Annotated in this window: 27 protein-coding genes, 1 tRNA gene and 1 pseudogene; 12 read left to right on the top strand and 17 right to left on the bottom strand. The window is 62.9% G+C overall.

Features of this window, described 5'->3' with window-relative positions; genetic code table 11:
- Positions 1–78 precede the first annotated feature (78 nt).
- A complete protein-coding gene (locus RH858_RS08075; RefSeq protein WP_310561531.1) occupies positions 79–480 on the top strand; it encodes a hypothetical protein in 402 nt (133 codons plus the stop codon).
- Between the two features lie 29 nt (positions 481–509).
- Here the strand turns inward: RH858_RS08075 and RH858_RS08070 are convergent, their stop codons facing one another.
- From RH858_RS08070 to RH858_RS08060, 3 genes are all read right to left on the bottom strand, one after another.
- Positions 510–980, bottom strand: a complete 471-nt coding sequence (locus tag RH858_RS08070) for a type IV pilin N-terminal domain-containing protein (RefSeq protein ID WP_310561530.1) — start codon at positions 978–980, stop codon at positions 510–512.
- Positions 980–1,402, bottom strand: a complete 423-nt coding sequence (locus RH858_RS08065) for a type IV pilin N-terminal domain-containing protein (protein WP_310561529.1) — start codon at positions 1,400–1,402, stop codon at positions 980–982. The genes RH858_RS08070 and RH858_RS08065 overlap by 1 nt, the downstream gene beginning before the upstream one ends.
- A 214-nt stretch (positions 1,403–1,616) precedes the next feature.
- Entirely contained in the window at positions 1,617–2,036 is a 420-nt protein-coding gene (locus RH858_RS08060; RefSeq protein ID WP_310561528.1) for a type IV pilin N-terminal domain-containing protein, read from the bottom strand.
- Positions 2,037–2,162: 126 nt separating this feature from the next.
- Between RH858_RS08060 and RH858_RS08055 the strand changes: the two genes are divergently transcribed.
- Positions 2,163–2,945, top strand: coding sequence for a hypothetical protein (locus tag RH858_RS08055; RefSeq protein ID WP_310561527.1), 783 nt, complete (start codon positions 2,163–2,165; stop codon positions 2,943–2,945).
- Positions 2,946–3,486: 541 nt separating this feature from the next.
- On the opposite strand, the gene RH858_RS08050 is transcribed toward RH858_RS08055, so the two are convergent.
- The 3 genes from RH858_RS08050 to RH858_RS08040 form a co-directional block, all read right to left on the bottom strand.
- On the bottom strand, positions 3,487–5,202 hold the full coding sequence (locus RH858_RS08050) for a hypothetical protein (RefSeq protein WP_310561526.1): 1,716 nt from the start codon (positions 5,200–5,202) through the stop codon (positions 3,487–3,489).
- Entirely contained in the window at positions 5,199–5,462 is a 264-nt protein-coding gene (locus RH858_RS08045; protein WP_310561525.1) for a hypothetical protein, read from the bottom strand. Before RH858_RS08045 ends, RH858_RS08050 begins: the two co-directional genes overlap by 4 nt.
- 64 nt (positions 5,463–5,526) lie before the next feature.
- Positions 5,527–5,599, bottom strand: a tRNA-Pro gene (locus tag RH858_RS08040).
- 172 nt (positions 5,600–5,771) lie between these two features.
- Between RH858_RS08040 and RH858_RS08035 the strand changes: the two genes are divergently transcribed.
- Positions 5,772–6,395 carry a helix-turn-helix domain-containing protein gene (locus RH858_RS08035; RefSeq protein ID WP_259534707.1) on the top strand — a complete coding sequence of 208 codons (624 nt, stop codon included), beginning with the start codon at positions 5,772–5,774 and terminating at the stop codon, positions 6,393–6,395.
- Between the two features lie 148 nt (positions 6,396–6,543).
- Entirely contained in the window at positions 6,544–6,921 is a 378-nt protein-coding gene (locus RH858_RS08030; RefSeq protein WP_310561524.1) for a hypothetical protein, read from the top strand.
- Positions 6,922–7,020: 99 nt separating this feature from the next.
- On the opposite strand, the gene trmY is transcribed toward RH858_RS08030, so the two are convergent.
- The 3 genes from trmY to RH858_RS08015 form a co-directional block, all read right to left on the bottom strand.
- Positions 7,021–7,692 (bottom strand): tRNA (pseudouridine(54)-N(1))-methyltransferase TrmY, encoded by a 672-nt coding sequence (gene trmY, locus RH858_RS08025; RefSeq protein ID WP_310561523.1) that lies wholly within the window; start codon positions 7,690–7,692, stop codon positions 7,021–7,023.
- Positions 7,693–8,326: 634 nt separating this feature from the next.
- Entirely contained in the window at positions 8,327–8,800 is a 474-nt protein-coding gene (locus RH858_RS08020; RefSeq protein WP_259534702.1) for a hypothetical protein, read from the bottom strand.
- A gap of 228 nt (positions 8,801–9,028) precedes the next feature.
- On the bottom strand, positions 9,029–10,273 hold the full coding sequence (locus RH858_RS08015) for a transposase (RefSeq protein ID WP_310561522.1): 1,245 nt from the start codon (positions 10,271–10,273) through the stop codon (positions 9,029–9,031).
- 265 nt (positions 10,274–10,538) lie between these two features.
- Between RH858_RS08015 and RH858_RS08010 the strand changes: the two genes are divergently transcribed.
- The gene (locus RH858_RS08010) at positions 10,539–11,402 is read left to right on the top strand and encodes a TatD family hydrolase (protein ID WP_259534699.1); all 864 of its coding nucleotides are present in this window, start codon (positions 10,539–10,541) and stop codon (positions 11,400–11,402) included.
- Between the two features lie 103 nt (positions 11,403–11,505).
- On the top strand, positions 11,506–12,087 hold the full coding sequence (locus RH858_RS08005) for a DUF2150 family protein (RefSeq protein ID WP_259534698.1): 582 nt from the start codon (positions 11,506–11,508) through the stop codon (positions 12,085–12,087).
- A 59-nt stretch (positions 12,088–12,146) separates the two neighbouring features.
- Here the strand turns inward: RH858_RS08005 and RH858_RS08000 are convergent, their stop codons facing one another.
- The 7 genes and pseudogenes from RH858_RS08000 to RH858_RS07970 form a co-directional block, all read right to left on the bottom strand.
- Positions 12,147–13,382: a hypothetical protein gene (locus RH858_RS08000; RefSeq protein WP_310561521.1), complete on the bottom strand. Its 1,236-nt coding sequence runs from the start codon at positions 13,380–13,382 to the stop codon at positions 12,147–12,149.
- 70 nt (positions 13,383–13,452) lie between these two features.
- Positions 13,453–14,694: a homoserine O-acetyltransferase gene (gene metX / locus RH858_RS07995; protein WP_259534696.1), complete on the bottom strand. Its 1,242-nt coding sequence runs from the start codon at positions 14,692–14,694 to the stop codon at positions 13,453–13,455.
- A 76-nt stretch (positions 14,695–14,770) separates the two neighbouring features.
- A complete protein-coding gene (locus tag RH858_RS07990; protein ID WP_259534695.1) occupies positions 14,771–16,048 on the bottom strand; it encodes an aminotransferase class I/II-fold pyridoxal phosphate-dependent enzyme in 1,278 nt (425 codons plus the stop codon).
- Positions 16,049–16,252: 204 nt separating this feature from the next.
- Entirely contained in the window at positions 16,253–16,402 is a 150-nt protein-coding gene (locus RH858_RS07985) for a 50S ribosomal protein L40e (RefSeq protein WP_259534693.1), read from the bottom strand.
- A 66-nt stretch (positions 16,403–16,468) separates the two neighbouring features.
- Positions 16,469–16,762 (bottom strand): annotated as a pseudogene (locus tag RH858_RS07980) (thioredoxin domain-containing protein); the annotation flags it as partial.
- 52 nt (positions 16,763–16,814) lie between these two features.
- A complete protein-coding gene (locus RH858_RS07975; protein ID WP_310561520.1) occupies positions 16,815–17,438 on the bottom strand; it encodes a DsrE/DsrF/DrsH-like family protein in 624 nt (207 codons plus the stop codon).
- Between the two features lies 1 nt (position 17,439).
- Positions 17,440–17,697, bottom strand: coding sequence for a sulfurtransferase TusA family protein (locus RH858_RS07970; protein ID WP_310561519.1), 258 nt, complete (start codon positions 17,695–17,697; stop codon positions 17,440–17,442).
- A 364-nt stretch (positions 17,698–18,061) separates the two neighbouring features.
- Between RH858_RS07970 and RH858_RS07965 the strand changes: the two genes are divergently transcribed.
- The 5 genes from RH858_RS07965 to RH858_RS07945 all read left to right on the top strand — a co-directional run bounded on the left by RH858_RS07965 (position 18,062) and on the right by RH858_RS07945 (position 22,258).
- Positions 18,062–19,255 carry an MBL fold metallo-hydrolase gene (locus RH858_RS07965; protein ID WP_310561518.1) on the top strand — a complete coding sequence of 398 codons (1,194 nt, stop codon included), beginning with the start codon at positions 18,062–18,064 and terminating at the stop codon, positions 19,253–19,255.
- Positions 19,256–19,268: 13 nt separating this feature from the next.
- A complete protein-coding gene (locus tag RH858_RS07960) occupies positions 19,269–19,784 on the top strand; it encodes a YeeE/YedE family protein (protein WP_259534686.1) in 516 nt (171 codons plus the stop codon).
- Positions 19,781–20,254, top strand: coding sequence for a DUF6691 family protein (locus RH858_RS07955; protein WP_259534685.1), 474 nt, complete (start codon positions 19,781–19,783; stop codon positions 20,252–20,254). The genes RH858_RS07960 and RH858_RS07955 overlap by 4 nt, the downstream gene beginning before the upstream one ends.
- A 75-nt stretch (positions 20,255–20,329) precedes the next feature.
- Complete coding sequence (locus RH858_RS07950; protein ID WP_310561517.1) at positions 20,330–21,604, top strand: M20 family metallopeptidase; 1,275 nt, start codon at positions 20,330–20,332, stop codon at positions 21,602–21,604.
- A gap of 75 nt (positions 21,605–21,679) precedes the next feature.
- Positions 21,680–22,258 (top strand): nitrous oxide reductase accessory protein NosL, encoded by a 579-nt coding sequence (locus RH858_RS07945; RefSeq protein ID WP_259534682.1) that lies wholly within the window; start codon positions 21,680–21,682, stop codon positions 22,256–22,258.
- Between the two features lie 9 nt (positions 22,259–22,267).
- On the opposite strand, the gene RH858_RS07940 is transcribed toward RH858_RS07945, so the two are convergent.
- The gene (locus RH858_RS07940) at positions 22,268–22,579 is read right to left on the bottom strand and encodes a hypothetical protein (RefSeq protein ID WP_259534680.1); all 312 of its coding nucleotides are present in this window, start codon (positions 22,577–22,579) and stop codon (positions 22,268–22,270) included.
- Positions 22,580–22,689: 110 nt separating this feature from the next.
- Here RH858_RS07940 and RH858_RS07935 point away from each other — a divergent pair, with 110 nt between their 5' ends.
- Positions 22,690–24,756 (top strand): endonuclease MutS2, encoded by a 2,067-nt coding sequence (locus RH858_RS07935; protein ID WP_310561516.1) that lies wholly within the window; start codon positions 22,690–22,692, stop codon positions 24,754–24,756.
- Positions 24,757–24,768: the final 12 nt, after the last annotated feature.

The raw sequence follows: 24,768 nt of genomic DNA, 5'->3' as shown, positions 1-24,768 counted from the left end.
GGTCCAAGCCGTGGGCTGCCGGTGAGAGACCCCGAGGAGTCGATATATAAGACGCACGGTGCGCGTGAGAGGCGATAGATGCCAAGCCACAAAGCGAACAAACACGGCACCGCCTGCGAGTACTACCTGGCGGACAAGTACAACGTCCGGTTGACCGACGAGGAGGGAAAGAGGCTTGATTGTTCGTGGTACGATGGGCTCCGGAACGGGACGCCCTGGGAGTTCAAAGCGACGGCGCACAAGCACTCGGATGGGAATCCGGGGAACTTCAAGATCTACGAGAAGTACCACGAAAAGCTACGACAGCAGAAAGGATGGTACGGATTCGCAGTGTACCGGATCCGGGGAACCGGAACGCAAGTGTTGAAGACGACAGCTGTGCGCGCCTCGAGACTGCCGACCGTCCGGTGGCACGGCGGCGGTGATCACCGTGGCACCCGACAGGCGAAAGTAAAACTGGAGACAATTTTCAGATCGTAATGACAAACACAAAATAAAAAAAGTTCAATTCATGACGTAGATTCGAGGTCGTCTTCACTCACATCAAGGGTATGCGTGTATAGGATGGATGAACGATCACCAGATGCCCAAACTAGCGTAAGGTCACCTTCCACTGAATTGCTATCATCGTCTGCTTTGACCATTACGTCGAACGAAGTTCCTGCTGAATATCGTTGATCATCTACTTCAAGATCGCTATTCTCTTCGTCCACGTTGTCAGCATTAACGTTCACTTGAAGTTCTTCGCCCTCAACTGCATCCCCTCCCTGATGATTGAAAGTCACCGTAATCTCGTCGTCTTCAATACTTTCGGTAGTATCGAACTGGGAACTCGGAGCGGTTTCACCAACTTGGTCACCGAGTCCGAGCACGAAAGTGCCGATCACAGCCGCTAGGATCACAGTGATCGCCACCATCAGAATCACTCCGATGACGGGCGATACCGCTTTCTTTCCACGAATAAATTCTTTAATTTCCATTATATTTCAACCTCTTCAGTTGCCAGGACACTGGATGTATCTCCCGATTCCCAGATGAGTCGAACGGAGACTTCACCGGTTGCACCACCGTCAGCTTCTCTCCAGACTTTGTCACCCGCCGACAGTTCATCTTCAGCGAAGTCTGTATTTGAAGTATCGAACACGTTATCATCCGAGTTGATCGTCAGCAACTCGGCATCAACACTATCGCCTCCCTGGTGAGTGAAAATGACCTCATCAGCGGTTGAATCATAGCTTGCATCCCAATTCGCGTTCGGAGCAGTGTCCCCAACTTGATCACCGAGTCCAAGGACGAACGTGCCGATCACGGCCGCAAGGATTACGGTGATCGCCACCATCAGAATCACTCCGATGACGGGCGATACTGCCTCCCTATCCCCGATAAACTCTTTCAATTGCATGGTTTGTCCACCCCCACTAGGCGGGAGGAGCCGTACACATTGTGACGCGCCGTTACTTCGTGACTCGCCCAACAGGAACCCCCCGTCATCGTGGTGGCTATATCTGTATCGAATGATTTCATTGATAAATCCTCCCTGCCAGTTATCACTCTTGAAACCTCCTGAGCGATAGGTATCCTGGAATTATGAATTGTCAAAGAGTAGAATTAGCTATCTATTCAGTCTGTGCAGTTGCAAGAATAGTCGACGTGTCTCCAGACTGCCAAATGAGTTGAACTTCGTCACTGGCAGGGTCATCTAGGCTGACTGAATCACCTGCTGAAAGTGTATCTCCCACCACAAGATCACCACTAAGGTTGTCATTTTCTACAGCTTCAGAACCATCATCATCATTGAGATAAAGGTTATCACTGTTTACACTTTCCCCGCCGTTGTGTGTAAACGTCACATCACCATCATCATCAACGTCAACATCCCAATTCGCGTTCGGCGCAGTGTCTCCAACCTGATCACCGAGTCCAAGGACGAACGTGCCGATCACGGCCGCAAGGATCACGGTGATCGCCACCATCAGAATCACTCCGATGACGGGCGATACTGCCTCTCTATCCCCAATAAACTGTTTCAATTGCATGGTTGTGTCTCGTTTTTGTCCACCGTGATGGCGAAGGTTCCACACTGATTTCTCCCTCACCTAAGGTGGCTGTCTCGTAATTCTTAGGGACATCTTTTAAACCTCATCTCCCCATTATCAGAACTGATGGACAAGACGGGTCTTCGAGATGAGTTCTTTGCTACTTATGAAACCAAAAGTGATGCGTCCGTCCACGAACTCGTCTCTCAGTATCACCGGGTAGAACGCTACACGACAGCGCACCCGGACCTCGGGAGTCACGCTGTTGCTACTGCTCTGGGCCTTCCTCGATCTCGTATCCGTCCTTGGATCGAAGGCGATGCCATGCCTGACGCCTTACGAGGGTGGCAGGTTGTAACGAAAAATGGGTGGGACGATCTTGATGGGACTATGCACGTAGTGCTTACGCGAGCTGTCGCTGGAATATTCGCTGGAGGGTCGATCTCGGCCCAGTTGTTCAAGCCTCTTTGGAGCGTTAGCAACGAACAAGAACGGGTCCACATCGAGGGAATATTAGAAGAGGTGGGGGTTGGCTGCACGTATCGCGATCGCGAGAATCCCCATGGTTCGACCATCGAACCCCGAAAACAAGGCGTTCCCCTCGGTCGCCTTCTCGTAGCTCGAGGTGCGCCGTCTGGCCGAGAGACGGAAAACTTGGTTCTCCCAACCTATCTATTCTCGGAGTCGCAATACACCGCTGCAGAGGCGTTTGTCAGAACGTATCTCGGTCTTCGGGGTGTCGACCGCCCGGACAAAGGCATCGTCCAAATTCTCGAGCAGAACCGCCCAACGAGCTACTACGAGGATCTATTCCGCTTGTTTACTAGGGTGTTTGGTGAAGAAGCCGTAAGGGAAGCGGAGAACGGTGTATTTGTAGATCGGTCAGTTGTTCCTTGGATCGAGGAGTAATCACGTATTTCGGCCCACGCCCACGGCGCCGGCCCGATCACGCCGCTCGCTCTCTCCTTTCCTTTCCCTGTATTACGGGCGGTTGGCAGAGTCCCTTGCCGAACCCTCACTGTGGCCCTTCAACGACTACCACCCCTGTGTATCACCGTCTCACTGGCTCTACTGTGGCGTACGCTCGCCTCGAGTTGTGCGGGAGGCCGGGGGCGGTCTGCCCCCGGCCGTTTTAGGTTCGCCGCCCCAGCGGCACTTTACGGTAGGGGGGGCTGGCAAGGTGGTGAGCCAACAGAACCGGCCGATCGGGGCGATCTCACCCGCGATCGCGACCGTCTCGAGGCTTCCCTCACGGCCGGATTCCGGCCCAAAACTGGGGTGATTTTGCTCTTCGATCGTCGTTAACAGCTAGGTGAAAGTAAAAGTAGACAGGAAAATTACCTAACCGAAGTGTAACACTCACAAATCAGAGGTGAATCGGCCGAAAAAGAGGGTGATTGCGCGAAGCTGTCGCTATCGATCCGGGCGATTTACCCGGTGAACCCCGGATTCAGCCCGGTCTCGGCTCGAGCCAGTCGTAGGGAGTGACGTTCACTCGGACGTCTTCGTCGACGAGGTGACCCTTCTCGGCAGCACGGGCCAGTTGGGAAAGCGTCCAACTGAGTCGATCGACACTCACCCAGTCGGCACGATCTCCCTCCTGGTCGTCGGCGTCTTCCTCCTGGTCGTCATCGTTCTCGTCGTCACGTTGCTCGCGGCGACGTTCCCGACGTTCCTCCGCGCGTTCGCGTCGATCTTCCGGGGTGTCGTCGGGCCGCACCTGATCAAGCGCTTCGTCGGCATCTTCCTCGAAATATCGGCTCGAGAAGGCAACCCACGTTTCTACGTCTTGGATCTTCTTCAGGATTCCCGGCTCTTCCCCGCCCATCGCACAGAGACGGGTGACGTGCTCACGTACGGTCCGATAGGCGGCGCCAGTTTCGTCCATGAGCGTCTGATAGTTTACCCGACCGTACCGGCGCACCACGTCCAGGATGTCGTAGACGAGCGTCGTGTTCGCTTTCGTCGCCTCTCGGTAGAGATCCGGGACAAGGCTCTCGTAGTGTTGCTTCAACCAATCTCGGCGCCCCTCGGGATGTTTCCATTCGCACGGGTCGGCAGCGGCGCCGTCGAAGTAGTCGTCTTCGATGAGATCGCCCACGCCCACGTCAGCCCACGTCAGGTGTGACAGTACGATCTCCTCGAGCGCTTGCATCACCGCGTCCCATCGGTCGAAGTGTAGTTTCTCACCGCCAGGATTCCCGAGAAGAGCGGCTTCGATCTTCGGCTGGTTGAACGGGAATTCGGCTCGCTCGCCGGCGTCGGACTGGTAGATCTTCAACAGGATGGGAACGTTCAGCTGGGGAAACCCGAGCTGCTCCCAATCGGAACTCGTGATCTTCGCCTCGAGCCATTCGTTCTCTTCGTGAATCCCGGTCGTCTCCAGGTCGGCAGCGTGACGCGCCATCAAATCGGCCGATTGCCGCAGTGTGTGAACCATATCCTGAAGCTTCTCCTTACTGAACCGGACGTGTGCTTCCGCTTTCCAGAACCGCAGGCTGTCGTGATTCACGAGGTGTGAGTCGAAGTCGTAGTTCAGTGCGTGCTTGAGGAGATCCTGTGCTTTCTCGAGGAGTTCGTACGGGTCGTCGACCCAGGTTGCCTGAACGTGTACTAGGGAGCCGAGCCCGTAGGGAGTTTCCACACCCTGCCCACGGCTATCGACGAGATCAGGATACTGTGGCTGGATCTTCAGAGTAAGCGCTTCGACGGGTGTCCGACCCCAGGCGATCTCTCCGTCTCCGTCGACGGGCTTCAGGGTGAGATCGTACTTCCACCAAGGGGAGTAGTCGTCTCCCTCACCCTTGCCACCGCGCCATCGGCTGTCGGTCATCACGACGGCGTGCTCGGCGCCACCGATCACGTAGTCTCTCGAAAGCACGATCCGATCCTTCTCGGCGTCTGAATCGTGAACCCGCTCGTCATCAAGAGCGTACGCGGCCGCTCGAGCGTGTTGATAAACGCTCCCGTCGGGAAGGTTTCGTCCCCGGCCGGCATCCCAGTCGACACTCGAAGCGGGTCGACAGCTGTCGTTGAGCACGAACATCCCGGCGGCGCCGTGTGAGGCTGGCTCCGGAAGAGACCGGGTTTCGGTAGTAATCGCTTCGACTCGCGGGAGATCGTCACTGTCCGGCGTCCCGGCCGGTGAAGCGGCGTCGATGCTCACTGCGATCCCTCCCCGAACCGCCGAGAACACGCCCGACAGACGCCAAAGTACCAACACCGATACGGCTCGTTGCGAAGCGATCGTCGGCAGAACCGACAGATACGTTCCGCCCGGATCACTGGGCGGCCCCCGTCGGTGACGATCTCGCCGGCGCCGTCGACGGCCTCGCGAACCTCTTCGTCACTCGCCCCGGCGTCGGGGTGGGCGATCCGCTCGCCAGTACTCGGGTTGTAGAGCTGTGAGGCTCGAACGAACCTCACGCGCACCACCCCCGAAAGCGGCGGCTAAATGTTAGGGAATGCGGGAAAAAGGGTATGTACCCAGTGGGCCGGCGCAGATTCGAACTGCGGTTACGGCCACCCGAAGGCCGAAGGATACCAAGCTACCCCACCGGCCCGCATGTTGATACAGTCTCGTTCGTCGTTTAAGACTTCCGGATCGACGGGAGACGCCGGGCTACGGGCCCCGAACGATTCCTCCGTACCGGTCGAGATAATAAACACTTCGTCGGTTATCTTTACGGGAAAAGCCTCGGGAGATTATTGCCAGCCGGGACGAAATTTTTTCACATGGGATCGGGAACCGCCATCGGAAAATTGCTCGGTGATTCCCGGGAGTTGCGCGCGGAACTGTCCGTGCGTCTCCCAGACGATCACCCCTGTCCGCTCACGGACGCATGTTCCTGCGTGACCGAGATCGAAACGGCGAGCCTGAACGGCGACTGCCACCTGATCACGAAGGCCTCGACCGGCCGGGAGTCGGTCGACTCCGTCCAGTACGTCAGTACAGACGTCGAAGAGTCGTGTTTCTGCAACGCCTTCACCGAACACCAGTGCGTCGCGGTGATCACCGACCGGAAACAGGGCGAGTTGATCGTCGAAACGTATCCACCGGACCGACTCACTCTGATGGACGTTGTCCGGGACGTCTCGGAGATCGCCGAGGTATCGGTCCGGCAGCTCTCGCTGGTCTCGAAGCTCGAGGGACCCCACGAACTCGAGACGGTGAACGTCTCCCGGCTGACCGACCTCGAACGCGAAACCATCGACTGGGCGATCGAACAGGGGTACTACGAACGCCCCCGCGAGATCGGCCTCGACGAGATCGCCGACGAGTTCGGCGTCTCGAAATCCTCCATCTCACAGCGACTGAGCTCCGCAGAACGCAAACTCGTTCTAGAAGCGATGGGGTGAACTCGACCGCGGTCGTTTCGGCACCGGAGTGCGGTTCACCGATCGGGCTTTCGACCCCGGATCGACGCGGACACCACGTGAACCGCGAGGCTTTCCCCTCGTCTTTCCGTAACCAACCTATTACGGTCTTGTGGCCAAAGGTACTGCCATGGCTGACAGCACGCAGTTCGTCTTCACCAGTGGACTCATCATCGGCGTGGCGCTGGTTGTCCTCGGCGTCGGCGCCTGGGTTCTGACCGATTTCGCCAGCATTACGGCGCTCATTCCGGCTTTCTTCGGTATTCTCGCCGTGGGGTTTGCTTCCGTCGGCCGGGAGACCGACCGCGAGCGCCTTTCAGTCTACGGGATCGGAGCACTGGGCGCGCTGGCTGTGCTCGGCTCACTGCGTGCAGTACCCGAGATACTCGCAGTGGCGACCGGCGGTGAAGTAGGGTCCGTCGTCGCCGTGGCTTCCCAGGGAACGATGATCGTCCTCGGGGTGGCACTGGTGGCCGTCGCTGCCCGTGCAGTGGCGACAGATCGGTGACCACGCACTGCCAGTGCCGGTGGACACTGTCTCTCGCACGCTGATTTTAACGAGCAAAAGACCCGACTCACGATATCCGATGCCGTCTCCTGCGCCGTTTCAGTACCGTTGGTAGCCGTCAGTGTCGAGATAGTTGTGCGCAATGGCGATCGCGTGGTCGGCGTGGATGCGCTCGGGGCCGACCCGGACGCGTTCGTCGGCGACGGTCGAAAGCAGCGCCGCCTCCTCCTCGCTGAAGTCGTGGTGATCCGAGAGGACGAACACGGGCGCGTCGGGCACCGCGAGCTCCGGCAGCGGCGTTCCGTCCTCGTGGAGCTGGATGGCTGTCGGATCGGGTGGCCCGCCCTGTCCCGGGCCCGAGACGCGTCGCCCGCCGCCGGCGACGGACTCGAGCGTCTCCTCGAACCCCATGCGGTAGAGCCGGACGCCGGGGGACGGCTCGGCGGGTTGGTGACCGATGGCTCCGTCGCTTGCCGCAAGTGCGCCGCGAACCCGGGCGGCGACGTTGCGCTCGTCGGGCGCGAGGTTGCGGACGGTGCCGCCGTCGAAGCTGACGGTGAAGGTGTCGCTCAAAACGAGGTGGACGCGGACGTTCTCGCGGATCCCGTGCGAGAGGAACAGTCCGGCGTTGACACACCGCGCGAGCAGGTCGAGCCGGCCGGCGCCGCCCGGGAGATCCGACAGCGAAAAGTCCGGCGTCGTCGGGGCGTCGTGGCCCACGATTACGAATGAGACACTCCCACCTTTTTCTGCGTCGGGTGCTTCGCTCACTTCGTTCGCTCAGCACCGCTCCTTGAAAAAGCTGGACCAAAAAGGCCGGCGGCTCACTTCGTTCGCCGCCGGAACAATTTCTTGTGAATCGTTATTCCGTGGTGTTCCTCACGGGTGCTTCGCTCACTTCGTTCGCTCAGCACCGCTCTCCACGGGCGACCTGTGCGTCGCCCGTGGGGCAGCGAGACGCCGAGGGCGTCTCGCGAGCCTTGAAAAAGCTGTCACGCAAATCCGAAGGATTTGCTGGATGCCACGGAGCTTCGCTCCGTGAGCAGACCAAAAAGGCCGGCGGCTCACTTCGTTCGCCGCCGGAACAACTACTCGACAACGCCTTATTTGAGTCATGTACTCTTTGAAACCCGTAGTAACCAGTCGATACAGGTGACTCACATACCACTTAGTGAACCGCCTCGGGGCCAAGTGGTTCGAGAGACTTCGTCTCTCGTCATCACGGAAGACGAAGTCTTCCGTACGACCCCGAGGCACTCGCCTTGCTTATGTGTAGAGAAAAAGACGATTGCTATTTTTCCAGTTGTGCCGAATCCCGAGATAGTCCTCGCACGGACGATCATTCGTTCCCAACGCGACTGCGATTGGTATCTCCGGTTCGCGGTGGCGAGAAACCGCACTGGGATCACTCTCCGCGTTTGCCGTACGTCTCCTCACCCCAACCGAAGTCGGACGCTTCGTCGTTCCGTTCGAGGTAATTCTCCAGTACCTCCTGTACAGCCCGGCCGAGATTATCTAACGCACCGTCGATCATCGAAACCGTGCCCGAATCGAGCGATTCGGTCACGTCTCGCTTACGCCAGTCGTCCGGAATCGTCGGGGCGTCGAAGCGAAGACGATTTTCGGTCGGGTCCCAGTAGAAGTCGAACGCCTGGAACAGGCCGAGGTCGCTAACGATTCGGACCTGCTCTTCGTCGAGATTCGTGTACGCGGCCCACTCGTTGAATCCCTCCTTCCACGCACCCTCCTCTAGCAGGTCTTCGATATCCTCTCGGTAGAAGTCCTCCGATCCGAGCGTCTCTTCCTGCCACTCAAACTCGCGTGGCATCCCCCGGTTCGAGAGGTCTGGTGATTCCGGAACCTCGACATCAAGCGCCATACTAATGGTTTCACTGGGAACACAATAAAGCCCCAATACCAGTTCCCAACGAGAGAGGCGAGATGCCCTCTCAAAAGAACTTCCCGTATGTAAACTACCCCACCCTACTTCGCTCATCGCATACGCGGTTCGCTCGTTGAGGGTGGGGCTTTGACGTGGACTCCCGTTCCGGCCACCAAGACCGGTGGCCCGGAGAGGCCCGTCTCCCCGTCCAAGGGGCTTCGGTGCTTACACGGTCACGGTCATCGTCCCGCCATTCAGCGCAACGTTTACGGGTGCGCCTCCGTCGCCCCCGGTCTGGTTGCGGCGGAGTAGCCGCCGACAGCAGCGTACTGCCACGTTCTTGGCGGCGTTGTAGTCGGCGTGATTCTCGTAGCCACACTTCTGGCACTCGAAGTGCTCTTGCGTGGGGCGGTTGTCCTCGTGGGTGAACCCACAACTGCTGCATCGCTGGGACGTGTAGTAGGCTGGCACCGTCTTCGCCTGCGGACTCCGCTCCAACTCCTCAACGTCGATCCCGTAGGCCTTCGCTTTGTACTCGACGTACTCATACAGGCGGTTAAACCGCCAGCGGTGATGCCACGTCGCCCCCTGTGCTCGTTTGCGGATGTCAGTTAAATCCTCGAAGGCGATCACCGAACAGTCGTTTTCGACCGCCTCCTCGACAATCTCGTTGGCGACGATGTGGAGATACTGCTTGTAGTAGGCCGTTTCCTTCTTGCTGACACGCTGGAGTGTGCGGTGGGCCTCCTGTGAGCCTGCTTGCTGGAGGTTTCCACGGCGTTGCTGGAACTCGCGGTGCCAGTGGTCAAGTTCGTCGCCCGTCCAGAACCGCCCGGTTGACGCGACAGCAAGATTTTCGACGCCGAGGTCGATCCCAAGGACTGTATTGTGCTCAGGGACAGCGGCGTCAGTATGGGTGCTGTCGGTGTCTTCCTCGACCCGTTTGAAGCCGATGTGCAGCCAGAACTCGTCGTCGAACGGCTTGTAGTGGAGTGTGCTGGTACGGAATTCCCACTCGTCGCCGTTGAGGTATTCTTCGAACGGTGTGTTTGTCTCGTCTGCTGGGAGAACATAGTCGGCCTCGATGCGTCCGTCCACGGTGGACAACGAGACGTGGTCGGTGTGGAAGGTTGCAGCGCGTTTGTCGTACCGAGCGGTGTCAGCGGTAAACTCGGGTTGGCTGGTGTCTTCGTTCTTTTCGAGGCGTTCGACGCCAGATTTGACGGCTTCACCGGCCTGGAAGATGGCTTGCTGGACGAGATTCGCCGTCAAGTCGTGCTCTGTTTTCAGGTCGCGGTAGAGCTCGTCTTTGACAGCGTACTTGGCTGTTTTCTTGTAGTCGTTCTCGTCCCAGCAGTGGTCGCTGGTTTCGTTAGCACAGTGTTTGTACTGGTCGATGGTTTCGAGAAGTGCGTCTCTGTCGCTGTCGGTTACGAGGAGTTTGACCGGCAACGTTCGACGCACTTCCATACGTGTTTCAATGTTTTCTATTCAGTTAAATTCTTTTATTAGGTATTGGGGAATTGGCCGAGTGCAGAGAGCAGTGTTGGTGGAGAGCGTGACGCGCTCCTCCCCTCCCTACTGCGCTGCTTGAGAGACAGGCGTCTCTCTGCGCTGCTCGTTGAGGAAGGGGGCTCCGCGCTATCTTATGCTGAATGCATACCCGGGTCGAGGGGACGCTGTATTCGACAGGTCAACGAGAACCCCTATGGATCCCGCGGTCGACCCATTCCTCATGGACGAACTCGACACGCCAGTACTGGACAACCATCTGCATCTCGACCCCGAACGCGGACGCGGTATGGACGCCGTCCGGGACTTCGTCCGGCTGGGCGGCACCCACCTCCTCGTGGTCAACAAACCCTCCTGGCACCTCGACGTCGAACCCGACGAGCCCGAGCAGTTCCGCCAGGTGTTCGAAACCACCATCGGGATCGTCGCGGAGGCGTCGTCGCTTTTGCCCGGCACGGCATGGCCCGTCCTGGGCGTACACCCGACCCTGATCAGTCGGCTCGTCGACGATCGGGGATTCACGCCCGAGGAGGCAGCAGACCTGATGGCCGGCGGACTGGAGATCGCCGCCGAGTACGTCGCGGAAGGCCGGGCGCTCGCCCTCAAGTCCGGGCGACCGCACTACGAGGCGGAGCCGGCAGTCATGGACGCCGCAAACGAGGTGATGAAACGCGCCTTCGAACTCGCAGCCGATCTCGACTGTGCGGTCCAGCTCCACACCGAAGGCGCCGAGGACCTCACCGAGATCGCCGAGTGGGCCGAAGACAGGGGGCTCGACCGGACGCGGGTGGTCAAACACTACGCCGGTGGACGCCTCGCGGGGCCGATCCCGAGCGTGATGAGCGAAACGGAGCGCCTCCGCGTCGCGGCCAAGTCCGACGCGCCGTTCCTGATGGAGACCGACTTCGTCGACGACCCCGACCGGCCGGGGGCGGTGCTCGGGCCGAAAACCGTCCCACGGCGGGTCCGATGGCTGCTCGAGGAGGGCCACGAGGAGGCCGTTCGGCGCGCGCACGTCGAGACGCCGGCGCTCGCGTACGACGTCGACACCGAGGCGACGCTTGGGGCCGCCGAGTCGGCGGAATAGCGAGAACCATCGTTCAGTCCTGCGGTTCCGCTGGTCACGCCAGGGATCCACGCACGAACGTGGAGAAGAAAGGCATTTGAACGCAGCAACGAAGGGTTTGGACATGACCGAGGACGAGCCCGTCGAGTCGTTCTATTCGGAAGAACGCTGGCAGAACTGGATCGAACGCCTCCGTGAGGAGGAACTGGACCCCGAAGAGGAGGACTCCGCGCGCCTGCTTTTGAACCTCCAGGACGACGCCGCCATCGCGGTCGCGAAGATTCTGACCGCCTACGAGGAGGGCCGGATCGACGACGACCGCGCGGTCGAGGAGATCAACGACGTCCGGGAGATCGTACTCACCGAGGTGGAATTCGACGACGAGGACAAGCTGATGTTGATCGACGGCGTCCAGACAAGCCTCGTCCCCGTCTTTTACGCCGCCGAAGAGTTCGTCGTCGGCGGGGCGGTCGAGGAAGGCACCGTCGAAGAGTACCTCAGAGCCGCCGCCGACGCTGAACACGAAGAGGACCTCGACGCCGCACTGGGCTACGTCGTCCAGGCGGGGACGCTGGTGATCGACGGCACGGAACTCGACGTCCAGATCGCCGAAGACATCGACTACGGGCTCGTCTCCGAGTGGATCAACGGCCTCGACTCGCTGCAGTCGGCGCTTGCGGATCCGGAAGTCGTGGACGAGGAATAAAGTGGACTAGTCGCGCGACAGCATTGGTACCTGCTCGGACGAATTCATGCTGATAGCCTTTACCTTGTCCACGGAGGCCCTCCGTTTCCAGGCCCTCCGTTTCCAGGCCCTCCGTTTCCAGGCCCTCCGTCATCTGGATCGATACGATATACTATGAAGACCTTCTCATCAACACCAGTCTCCGCAGCAGATACTGTTGCTGTGATCTCAGACTCATCGGAATCGGGATAAAACATTGTTCTCGCTTCTCCACGTTCGGTCGTCTTCACGTTTTCGTACAGTAATTCCCCGCTCCCTTCCGTTATTTCGAACTCCACGTCGACTCCGGCCGCCGGGTTGTTGAACGCGTCCCGAACCTCCACCCGAAGCACCTTGCTCGCCCCCTGTGCGATCGTCGACACCTCGTCGCTTTTCGCCACGACGTAGGCGACGCCGGGTTCGTCGGCGCTCACGACGTCACCGCGTTCGCGGAGTTCGACCTTGCCCAGTTTGAGCCGGTAGTTCCGGTCGCCATCGAGCGTGACTGCGACCGTTTCGTCCCGGGCCTCGACCGCCACGACGTCCTCGCGGTCGAGCAGGCGGTCGCCGAACGTCTCGTTCCAGGCCGCCGGGTCGCTCCCGGGCGCGATCTCGACGGTGATGTCCTCGTCGCCCTCGCCCTCGACGACGACCGTCCGCTCGGCGGCGCTTATCGGGTCGGTCGTCACCTGCGTTTCCAGCCCGCTCGCGTCCATGTCGCCGTCGATCGCGATCAACTGGAGCCGGTCGCCCTGCAGGAGCGTCTGCCCGCCGGCCGGGACGAGGCGGTCGCCGGCGTCCCGGAACGACGCCTCGCCGGTCACGACGATCGGGAGCCCCTCGAAGTCGCTGTAGGCGGGGGCAAACCGGGCCGGCTTCGTCTCGAACTCCCGTGCGGTGCCGTCCCAGTACGCCTGCGTGTTGGCGTCCTCGGAGCTGACCGCCTGTGCGTTCTCGATCCGGACGGTCGTCGGATCGCCGAGCCCGAGGCTCCCGGTCGATGGTGGCGGGTTCACGAACACCGCCCGCGGAGGGTATCGCGCGCCGGTCTTGACCGTCGTCGTCGACGTCACGTCGCGGCTCGCGCTCGCGATCACGTCCCCCCGGAGGTCGGCCACGTCGCGAGCGGCGTCCTGGTAGGCGTCGAACTCCACCTGGCGGTTCTGCTCGGGCACCACCGAGATCTGGTACACCGCGAGCCCGACGATCAGAAAGCCGAACAGGAGTACGGCTCCGACCTGTAGCGCTTGCGCCCGCTGGTCCCCCCAGAACGTCATTACTCTCCTGAACTCTCTCCTCGGTGAAAAGTACTTCCACAAACGGGCCGCGATCGCGGCCACCTGTCGGTTACGCTTCGTCGATTTTGGTGTCGGTTACCGACTTGCCCTCGACACCCTCCGCGAGGAAGTCCCGGATCGGCGGGCCGACGTTCTCGGGTTCCACCAGGAACGCGTCGTGGCCGTGATCCGACTCGACGACGTGGTGGGCGACCGGCGTGTCTCCGGCCCGGAACGCCCGGGCCACCTCGGCGGACTGCTCGACGGTGAAATGCCAGTCGCCCGTAAAGGAGATCACCAGCGCCTCCCCCTCGAACGCCGCAAGCGCCGCCGCGTCAGAGCCGTAGTCGGCCGCGAGGTCGTACTCGTCCATCGCCCGCGTGAGATACAGATACGTGTTTGCGTCGAAGCGCTCGACGAACTTGCCAGCCTGGTAGTCGAGGTACGACTCCACCTCCCGGTACGGGAAGTACGCACCGGCGTGATCCTGCGGGAACAACTCCGTGCCGGCGTTCGCTGCGGCTTCTCGACCGGCTGTCCGCCGGCCGAACTTTCGCTCCATCGACGCCTTCGAGTGGTACATCACGTGGCCGATCTGCCGGGCGATCGCGAGCCCGCGCTTCGGCGGCTCCTGAGCCTCGCCGTAGTAGTCGCCGCCGTTCCAGTTCGGATCCGCCCGGATCGCCCGCCTGGCGGCGGCGTCGAGTCCGAGACACTGCGCGTCGAGCCTGGGCGCCGCCGCGACCGGAACGATCCGCCGGACGTCGTCGGGATACCGTTTGGCCCACTCGAGGACGTTCATCCCGCCGACGCTTCCCCCGATCACTGCGTGCAGCCGCCCCACGCCGAGTTCGTCCAGGAGTCGGCGCTGGGCTCTGGCCCAGTCTTCGACCGTCACTGGCGGGAAGTCAGATCCCCAGGGGTCGCCGTCCGGCCCCTCGCTCGACGGTCCGGTCGTCCCGTAACACGACCCCGGAACGTTGGCGCAGACGACGTAGTACTCGGTGGTGTCGACGTACTTGCCCGCGCCGATGACGTCGCCCCACCAGGCCCGCGCCTGGCCGGCCTGCCCGGTGTCTGCCTCCGGCGTCCTGGCAACGTTCTGGCTCCCGGTGAGTGCGTGACACACCAGCACAGCGTTGTCGCCGTCGAACTCGCCGTACGCCTCGTATGCGACCTCCAGGTCCGGAATCGACTCCCCGCACTCGAAGGTGAACTCGCCGACCGAGATCACGTCCGATTCGTGTGCGGTCTCCTCGCGACGTCCGCCGTCGGCCGCAGGCTCGCCTTCCGATGTCGTTGGTTCTGTCATCGTGTCGCGTCCGTTGTCGTCGGTTGCGCTGTCATCGTGTCGTCCCCAGTTGTCGGTTGCTTCCGCATCCTGTCCCTCATTCTGTCGCCTCCCGCAGTCCCGCGTCGATGTCGCCGAGAATGTCGGCCGGATCCTCGATGCCGACCGATAGCCGAACCATGTCCGGCGGCACCCCCGCCTCGCGCTGTTCGTCCGGGGTCAACTGGGCGTGAGTGGTGCTGGCGGGATGAATCACGAGCGTCTTCGAGTCGCCCACGTTCGCGAGGAAGCTTGCAAGTTCGACCGACTCGCAGAACCGCCGTGCCGCCGCCTGCCCCGCAGAGAGCCCGAACGTCACCATTCCCCCGAACCCGTCAAGATATCGCTCTGCGTTGTCGTGGGTCGGATGCTCCGGCAGCCCCGGATAGCTCACCCAGTCGACGCGGGGATCGTCCTGCAGTTCCTCGGCGACGATCACGGCATTCTCACAGTGGCGGTCCATCCGCAACGGCAGCGTCTCGATTCCCTGGAGCGTCTGCCAGGCGTCGTCGGGCGACTGGCCGTTACCGAGGATCCGAAGCGCCCGGTGTCGGAGGACGTGCGTCAGCGCCGCGTCGCCGAACCGTTCCGCGAAGTCGACGTCGAAAGCGGGGTTCTCGCCGGAGAGTTCGGGGTAGTCGGCCTCCGGGTGGTCCCACGGGAACGTCCCCCCGTCGACGACGACGCCGCCGACCGTCGTGCCGCCGCCGTGGAGCCACTTCGTCGTCGACTCCCAGACGACGTCGGCGCCGTGTTCGAGCGGCCGACACAGCGCCGGCGTGGCGAACGTGTTGTCGACGACGAGCGGAACAGCGTGCTCGTGGGCGACGTCGGCGAGCCGCTCGAGGTCCGGGGTGAGAAGCGACGGGTTCGCGATCGTCTCCACGTGGACGAACGCGGTGTCGTCGTCGATCGCCGCCGCGTACTCGTCGTACGAACAGGGATCGACCAGGCGCACGTCGACCCCCCGACGCGACGCGATCGTCCGGAAGTACGTGCTCGTTCCGCCGTACATCTCCGCGGCGGCGACGACGTTGTCCCCGGTGCGTGCGAGGACGGTCGTGATCGAGTCGATCGCAGCCATCCCGGAGGCTGTGGCGACACAGCCCACGCCCCCCTCCAGCGTGGCTAGCCGGGATGCAAGCGTCCGCACCGTCGGATTAGAGATGCGAGAGTAGACGTCCCCGTCAGTGCGGAGCGCGTACAGGTCGGCGGCGGTGTCGGCGTCGCCGAACTCGTAGGACGTCGTCCGATAGATCGGCGTCGCACGCGCTCCGGTCGCCGGGTCCGGGGCGGCCCCGGCGTGGAGACTCTCCGTTCGAAACCCACGAGTCATGTATAACACGCATACAGCCAACGACTTCTATAACTGTCAGTTACGGCAAGCCCTGCCGGCGGTTTCGGGTGGTGTGTTGACGAATGGCACAGCATATCGCAGCTTCGATCGCAGTCGCTGCTCGGTAGTTCCGCCCGGAAAAGCAGTGGTGCGTTCTGCGGCGGATCGCTTTGTAGCTGTGCGATCTGCAGCCGTACAGCAGAATCAGGCGCTGCGTCGTTCCTTCGCTTTCGGACGCAGACGGCTGTAGCCGCATTTGCGGCAACTGTCCGCCCGCGTCGGGTTCCGGGCGTTACAGCGCATACAGATGAGTTTGTCCAGTGTGCGGCGCTCTGCGGGTTCGAACTTGGCCATGGTCACTGTACTGGCGGTGTGTTGTTAACAGTTGCGAGAAGCGACGGCCGAGAGGGGCGGCCCGATTCAGGCGCCGGCGTCCTCGAGGGCGACCTCGAGGTCCTCCTTCTGGGTGACGCCGACGAACCGGTCGACGATCCCGTCTTCGTTTTCCACGATCAGGGTCGGGAGCGAGCGTACCTGGTACTCGTTTGCGACGTCCTGCTCTTCGTCGACGTCGACTTTGACGAGTTCGAAGCGGTCGCCCCACTCCTCGGAGAGCTCCTCGAGGATCGGGTCCTGCGTTTTGCACGGGCCACACCAGTCGGCGTGGAAATCGAGAAGTCGAACGGACATGTGTCTCGCGGTTGCAAGGGCGCGCGCATAAGAGTTTCGTGCTGTGGCGAGAGGTGCTCGAAACCGCCAGCAGAGATCAGATCAACAGCTGCACGTCGGCGTCGGCCATGTGTTCCAGCGCCGTCGCAGCGCCGACGTCGGTCGTGACGCCGTCGTGGAGGTCCTCCGCTTCATAGCCCATCAGATCCATCGTCATCTGGCAGGCCTGGAGATCGACGCCGGTGTCCAGGGAGAGTTCGAGCAGCTCTTCGATCGTCGCGGTGCCGTTCTCCTCGATCCGGCGCTTCATCAGCTTGGTCGCAACCGAGTCCATGCCGGGCAACGCAGCCAGCGCGTTCGGCATCGGCATACTCGGGTTGCCGACGGCGCTCAGTTTGAGCTCCCTGGACTTCTCCTCGTGGAGGATGTCCAGTCCCCAGAAGGTGTGGAACACGACGACGTCCCACCCGAACGCGGCCGCGGTACTTGCGAGGATCAGCGGGGGATACGCCATGTCGAAGCTCCCTTTCGTAGAGATGATCGTCATCGACTTCTGCCCGTCGTCGGTCGCCGCTTTTACCTCCGACAGCTCGGCTTCGAGCTCCTCGATGCGCGCCTGAAGCTCCGCCGGGTCGATCTCCTCGACGCTCGGTTCCGCGTCGGCGGTGGCGGGGGAGCCGGCGTCGTCGGCGGTCTCCGAATCTGGCGTTTCGGTGCTCATTTCACTGGGTTTTCCGGACGTAGTGGACGTACAACGTCTCTCCGCCCTCCTCGCGTTCTTCCTGTTCGAGCAGCTCGACGCCGTCGGTACCGCCGGCCCAGCCCTCGATGTCGCTCATGCTTCCCGAATCTGTCGCGACGATCTCGAGCACCTCGTCGGCGTCGAGGTCGTCGGTCGCCTGCTTCGCTTTCACGACAGGCATCGGGCAGTTGAGTCCTTTTACGTCGAGCGTCTCCGTGACAGTGTATTCCGTGCTCATCGTTCGTCTACCCGTGTTGGGTCTATCACACAATATACGCTGGGTTGTTAAAAAGATTGTGTTGTGTATACAATACTGCTGTCCGGTAACGGGATCGTTTTCGTGGATGGCTTAAAAAGATGCGAGCGTCACTCACGACGGAACGTCGAACGGATCAGTGTCAAAAATATACTTAAAAAGCCTCTGACCGAAGGTTCGATTTCCGCACCCATATTTACATAGCTTTTATATAACTTATTCATCCGCGCGTCGCGTGGGCAATCACGTAACTTGTCACCGTCCGGGGCTGGCTCAATGGTATTGTGCTGAAAAGGAAATACTATACAAAGTTTTATGGAGGTGCATCCGGTAGTAGGGGATGTACATGGACGAGATGGACTTCCCGACTCCGGACGTTCCGGTGGAGTCGATAACCCCTGAAGCACTCAAGGAGCAGATCGACGCGGGCGAACCAGTCACCCTCCTCGATACGCGGATGGAAAGCGACTACGAGGAGTGGCGGATAGACGGGCCCACCGTCGAAAGCATCAACGTACCCTACTACGAGTTCCTGGACGACGAGATCGACGAGTCGGTACTCGAGCTGATTCCCGACGACGAGGAGATTACTGTCCTCTGTGCGAAGGGCGGAGCGAGCGAGTACGTGGCCGGCACGCTCATCGAGCGCGGCTACGACGTGAACCACCTCGAGGAAGGGATGAACGGCTGGGCGTCGATCTACGAGGCCGTCGAAGTCGAGCGCTACGACGGTCCGGGGACGCTCCTGCAGTACCAGCGCCCCTCCAGCGGTTGTCTCGGGTACCTGGTGTACGACGACGGTGAAGCCGCGATCGTGGATCCGCTCCGGGCGTTCACCGACCGATACCTCGAAGACGCCGCCGAGCTCGGCGTCGAACTGAAGTATGCGATCGACACCCACATTCACGCGGACCACATCTCCGGCGTCCGCAACCTCGACGAGGAGGGCGTCGAGGGTGTCATCCCGGCGGCCGCAGTCGACCGCGGTGTCACCTACGCCGACGATCTGACGCAGGCGGCCGACGGCGACGAGTTCCAGGTCGGCGACGTCACGATCGAGACGGTGTTTACGCCCGGACACACCACGGGCATGACCTCCTACCTGATCGGCGGGAGCCTGCTCGCGACCGGCGACGGGCTGTTCGTCGAAAGCGTCGCGCGGCCTGACCTCGAGGAGGGCGACGAGGGGGCCCCCGACGCGGCCCGCCAGCTGTACGAGTCGCTCCAGGAACGCGTGTTGACGCTGTCCGACGACGTCCTCGTTGGCGGCGCCCACTTCAGCGACGCCGCCGAGCCCGCCGCTGACGGCACCTACACGGCGCCGATCGGCGAGCTGGTCGAGACCATGGAGGCGCTTTCGGTCGACGAGGAGGAGTTCGTCGAGATCGTACTCGCCGACATGCCCCCGCGCCCGGCCAACTACGAGGACATCATCGCCACCAACCTCGGGCAGCAGTCCGTCGACGACGACGAGGCGTTCACCCTCGAGCTGGGACCGAACAACTGTGCGGCCAGCCAGGACGCGCTGACCGGGGACTGATCGCAGGACAGTGATGGCAATCGAACCGCTCGGAACGCTGGTCTGGGCGCTTCTCGGAGGCGCCTCCTACGAGGCGCTGTTCCCCCACGGGATCAGCCGATACGCCATCGGGGGCCTGTTCGTCGGGCTGGGCGTCGTGGTGATCTATCTGGGCACCGGTCTGATCCCCGGCGCGAGCACGTTCCTCGAGTCGACGCTGTCGTACGCCTCGGACCAGTCCCGGTTCCAGCAGTATCGCCCCTCCCGGGACTGGCGTGTCGTCTTCACCGCGGGGATTCTGCTCGGGGCGGCCGTCTACGCGGTCGTTTATCAGGGCGGCGCGTGGACGACCGACGTCCAGCCGTGGCGGCTGTTCTTCGGCGGGATCCTCGTGGGTATCGGCACCCGCATCGGCAAGGGATGTACCTCCGGACACGGCGTCTGTGGCGTCGGCTCGCGGTCGAAAACCTCGCTCGTCGGCGTCGTGACGTTCCTGATCGTCGCGATCGGAACGGCCCAGCTCGTCGCCGCGCTGGGGGTGACGCCATGAGTGGATCGTCCGGATCCGGCCGACACCCGCTGTTCATGCCCCTGATCTTCGCCGGGGGGCTGCTGTTCGGATTCGGCCTCGGATTCAGCCACATGGCGCGACCGGAAGTCGTCCTCGACTTCCTGCAGTTCACCGACTTCGGGCTGCTGTTCGTCATGTTCGGCGCCGCGATCGTCACCGGCGTGACGTTCGCGGTGGTGCCGCGGCTCCGCGATCGGGCGCCCCTGACAGGCGACGGCTACGGTCGACGGCTCAAGCCGTTCGACCGGAGCGTGCTCGTCGGCGGATCGATCTTCGGCGTCGGCTGGGGGCTGTCGGGCATCTGTCCCGGCGCCGCCTACGCCAGCGTCGGCATCGGCAACTGGCCGATCGTGTGGGCGATCGCCGGCATGTTCGTCGGCGCGTATCTCCAGGGCGTCTGGCGGAGCCAGCGCGCCACGGTCGGGACGCCGACCAGCGCCGACGATTAGGTCACTTCGTGGTTTCGTAGTTTTGTACTAACCACACATTTTTAATCGAACCCGGAGTAGTTTCGGTCGAGAGTCATGCCCCACGCCTCGGAGCCGCTTGCGTTCGCCCGCGAGAACAAAGAGCGCCTCGCGGATCTCGCGCTGGAGCTCCTGTCGGTCGACACGCAGAACCCGCCGGGGGAAACCCGGGGGCTCGTGGACAGCCTAGAAGATTCGTTCCTCGAGTGGGGGTTGGAAGTGGAACGGTACGCCGTCGATTCGGCGAAACCGAACCTCATCGCGACGCTTCCCGGGGAAACCGATCGGACGCTGTGTTTCAACGGCCACGTCGATACCGTCCCGTTCGACCGCGAGGCGTGGGCGTACGACCCCCTGGGTGAGCGCGTCGAGGTCTCGAAAAACGGCGACACCGAAATCAGGCTGTACGGCCGGGGGGCAACCGACATGAAGGGGCCGCTCGCGTCGATGTTGCTCGCCGCCCGGTCGTTCGGGGAAACGGAAACGACCCCGCCGGTGACGCTGTCGTTTGCGATCGTCAGCGACGAGGAGACGGGCGGTGCGGGCCTGAAGACGCTGCTGGAGTCGGGACGGCTCGACGCCGACGCCTGCGTGATCGGCGAGACGACCTGCGAGCGCGGCAACCACTCGGTCGCAGTCGCCGACCGGGGGAGCATCTGGCTTTCACTTTCGGCGACCGGCGAGGCCGCCCACGGTTCCCGGCCGATGCTGGGGGAGAACGCGATCGACAGGCTGTGGACCGCGATCGAGCGCATCCGCGATCGGCTTCCCGCCCGAACGTTCGATCTCGACCCCGCGATCGAGCCGATCGTCGAGGAATCAGTCGATTACTACGCCCCGGCGATGGAGAGAGACGCCGCACGTGAACTGTTCACCCGCCCGACGGTCAACCTGGGTACGATCGAGGGAGGCGAGGCCATAAACAGCGTGCCGCAGGCCGCACGAGCCCGGCTCGACGTCAGGCTGACCGCCGGAGTCGACACGCCCCGGATCCTCGCGGACGTCCGGGAGTGTATCGACGACATCGAGGGCGTGACGATCGACGACGCCAGCTGGTCGGTCGGAACTGCAGAGCCGATCGACGCCCCGATCGTCGAGGCGGTCGCTACCCTCGCCAGGGACGTCACCGGCGAGCACATCTATCGCCGGAGCGCGACGGGCGGCGGCGACGCCAAGAAGCTGCGAAACGCAGGGATCTCGACCGTCGAGTTCGCGCTCGGCACCGACACCGCCCACGCCATCGACGAGTACACCACCCTCGAGGCGTTGCAGGCCAACGCGGAGATTTACGCGCGTCTCCCCGACGCGTTCGCCCGGACGATCGATGCGTGATCTCGGGGGCCGGAGACGAACCGTTTCGTCGGTCGTACCAGACAGTCTATTTAAGTTCGTCGCTAACGCTACTCCATGAGGGAATACGGTCCTGCGACGGTGGTTACCCGTCGGCGACTCCTGTCGGGGGCGGCCGCGGCCGCCACGCTTTCGGTGGGCGGACTCGCCGGCTGTCTCGGCTCGGAGGTCCCGGAGCCGGTCGCGCTCGACGGCGACCAGAGCTGCGATCAATGTGGGATGGTGATCAGCGAGCACCCCGGACCGGCCGGACAGACGTACTTCGAGGGGGACGTCCCGGAGGGTCGGGACGGTCCGGCGTGGTTCTGCAGCAGCAAATGCAGCTACAACTACGTGTTCGACGCGGACGATCGGGGGGAGACGCCGCAGGTGACCTACCTGACCGACTACTCCGCCGTCGACTACGGCGTCGAAGGCGAGGGGGACTCGCTCGTCATCACCGCCCATCTCGAGCCAGAGGCGTTCGCCGACGCTTCCGGGCTCGTCCTCGTCGCCGGCAGCGACGTCGAAGGGGCGATGGGAAGCGCCGTGATCACGTTTTCCGACGGCGACGACGCGGAAGCGTTCGCGGCCGACTACGGCGGTGACGTCGTGCCCCACGCCGAAGTCACCCGCGAGTTGCTCGCGGGGCTTTGATCCGGCAAGTCACTTCTCGTTTCGCTCTTCGTCGGTGCCGCCGCTCGGGAGGCTGTGAGGGTCGAGGGTTTCCTTCCCGCGGCGCGCATCCTCCCGCTCGAAAAGGTACACAGCGGGACCGATAATGGCGACCACCAGCAGCCCAGCCGGCGGGATCTCCGGAAAGATCGCGGCCAGTGCAGCCGCGCCGCCGAGGCTCAGGAAGACGACCGACGCGAGGAGACGCGGTCGAGGGACGGGCACCGAGCGTGCGTCGTAGTAAACGACCGCAGAGAGCAGTGCGGCAGCGACCAGACCGGCGAGCAGGATCCCCCAGTTCACAGTCGTGAGTCGGCGGGAGTCGGCAAAAAGCTGTGCCACGACTGGCCCGGGCGGGCTCCGGACCGGCCACCCGCAGCCTTTTGAGGGTGCCCGCGGTAACGGGCGGATAGATGGAGCTCGAGGACGTGCCGGGCGTCGGGGAGAAGACCGCGTCGGCGCTTTCACAGCTCGAGGATCCCAAGCGAGCGCTCCGGGAGGGCGACGTCGCCGCGATCGCCCGCGCTCCCGGCATCTCGGAGGGGCGGGCCGCCGTCATCGCCCGCGGTGCGATCCGGCGACGACACGGCGACGACGGGAGCTTTCTCGCGACCGACCGCGCCCGGGAGATCTACCGGGACGCGCTCGGGTTGCTCAAACGGCGGGCCGAGACTGACTACGCCGAAAAGCGCCTGGAAACGTTCTATCCGAGCGCGTCCCCCTCCCGGATCGCGGAGGCCCGGGAGTTCACCCGGCAGGCGATCGAACGGGAGCCGGATCAGACTATTTCGGCGGCACTCGAAGGGGTAGAGCCGCTGGAGACGCCCTCGCCGACCCGGGTTCGCGAGCGGTGTCTCGCGACCGCCGACGCGGAGCGATACGCCGCCGCGGAGCGACGGTTCCCGGAGCTGTCCGTCGAGGTGATCGAGGACCGACAGGACGTCGCGGAGCTGGCCCGGTCCTACTCGACGGTGATCGTGCTCGACGAGGCGTTCGCGGGGATGGACGTCGCCGGCGACGTGCAGGTCCGGACGGACGTCCAGCTCGATTCCGAGTCCGACGGCCAGAGCGTGGACCTCGAGACGACCGCGGAGATCGTTCCCGAACGGCTGCTGTCCTTCTTCGCACACAACCGGGAGCCGCTGCGGGCGGCCGTCCGAGTTCACGAGGCGGCCGACCTGGAGCCGGCCGTCGATCCGGAACGACTTCTCGGGGCGCTCGCGCGCGTCGACGAGGACGGCACTGTCGTCGGCGACGAAGAACTCGATCGGCTCTCGCGGGCGGTCGACGACCTCGACGCGGCGGTCGGGACCGCCGAGTCGGTCGCCAACGACCACCTCCGGGCGGCCATCGGCGAGCGGGACGTCACCATCGAGGGACGGGACTTCCTCTCGCTGGTCGAGCAGGGCGCCCGGGTGGACTCGCTGCTCTCCCGGGAACTTCACGAGGAGTACGAGGAGGCGATCCGGAAGGCACGGGAGCAGCTCGTCGACGCGCTGGCGCTGTCCGATGGTGAGACAGAGCTCGCCGAACGCGTGTTCGGCGGGGAGCCGACGTTCCCCGTCGAGCGAAACGAGCAAGCAGTTTCGCGGCTCCGCACGGAGCTTTCGGCGGCGCGGGACCGGCGGGCCGCCCGGCTGAAAACGGAGCTCGCAGCCGATCTGGCGGCGCTTCGAGAGCCCGTCGAGACGCTCGTCGCCGACGCGCTCGAACTGGACGTCGAGCTCGCAATCTCGCGGTTCTACCGGGAGTACGACTGCACGATGCCGACGTTTCTCGACGACGAACTCGACGGTCGGGGCGACGAACTCGACGGTCGGGGCGACGATCCGACGGACGCCCCCGGAATCGAGGTTGTCGGCGGCCGATCTCCCCTTCTGGACGTCGACTTCGAGGCGGTCGAGCCGGTCGATTACGGCGTCTCGGGGGTGACACTGCTTTCGGGGGTCAACTCCGGCGGCAAGACCTCGACGCTGGACCTGCTGGGACTGGTGGCGGTGCTTTCGGCGATGGGGCTGCCGGTGCCGGCCGAACGGGCGCGGCTGCGCCGGTTTTCGGGACTGCACTACTACGCCAAATCCCAGGGGACGCTGGACGCCGGCGCCTTCGAGTCGACCGTCCGGGAGTTCGGTGACCTCGTCGACGGCGCCGACGACAGGCTGGTGCTCGTCGACGAACTGGAGTCGATCACGGAGCCGGGCGCGAGCGCGAAGATCGTCGCCGGCATCCTGGAGGAGCTCGACAGACAGGACGCGACCGCTGTCTTCGTCTCCCACCTCGCCCGGGAGATCCGGGAGGCGGCTGATTTCTCGGTCGCCGTCGACGGGATCGAGGCGGTCGGGCTCGAAGACGGCGAACTCGTCGTCGAGCGGTCGCCGGTTCGAAACCACCTCGCGAGGTCGACCCCGGAGCTGATCGTCGAAAAGCTCGCCGGCGAGTCGGACGCGACGTTCTACGAACGGCTGCTCGAGAAGTTCTAGGTACGTTGGACC

Origin of the sequence: Halalkaliarchaeum sp. AArc-GB, from assembly GCF_031432225.1 — an archaeon.
In the GTDB taxonomy this organism is placed as follows: domain Archaea; phylum Halobacteriota; class Halobacteria; order Halobacteriales; family Haloferacaceae; genus Halalkaliarchaeum.
Note: the sequence above shows the minus strand (reverse complement) of the source record. Positions and strands in the feature narration are given on the sequence as shown.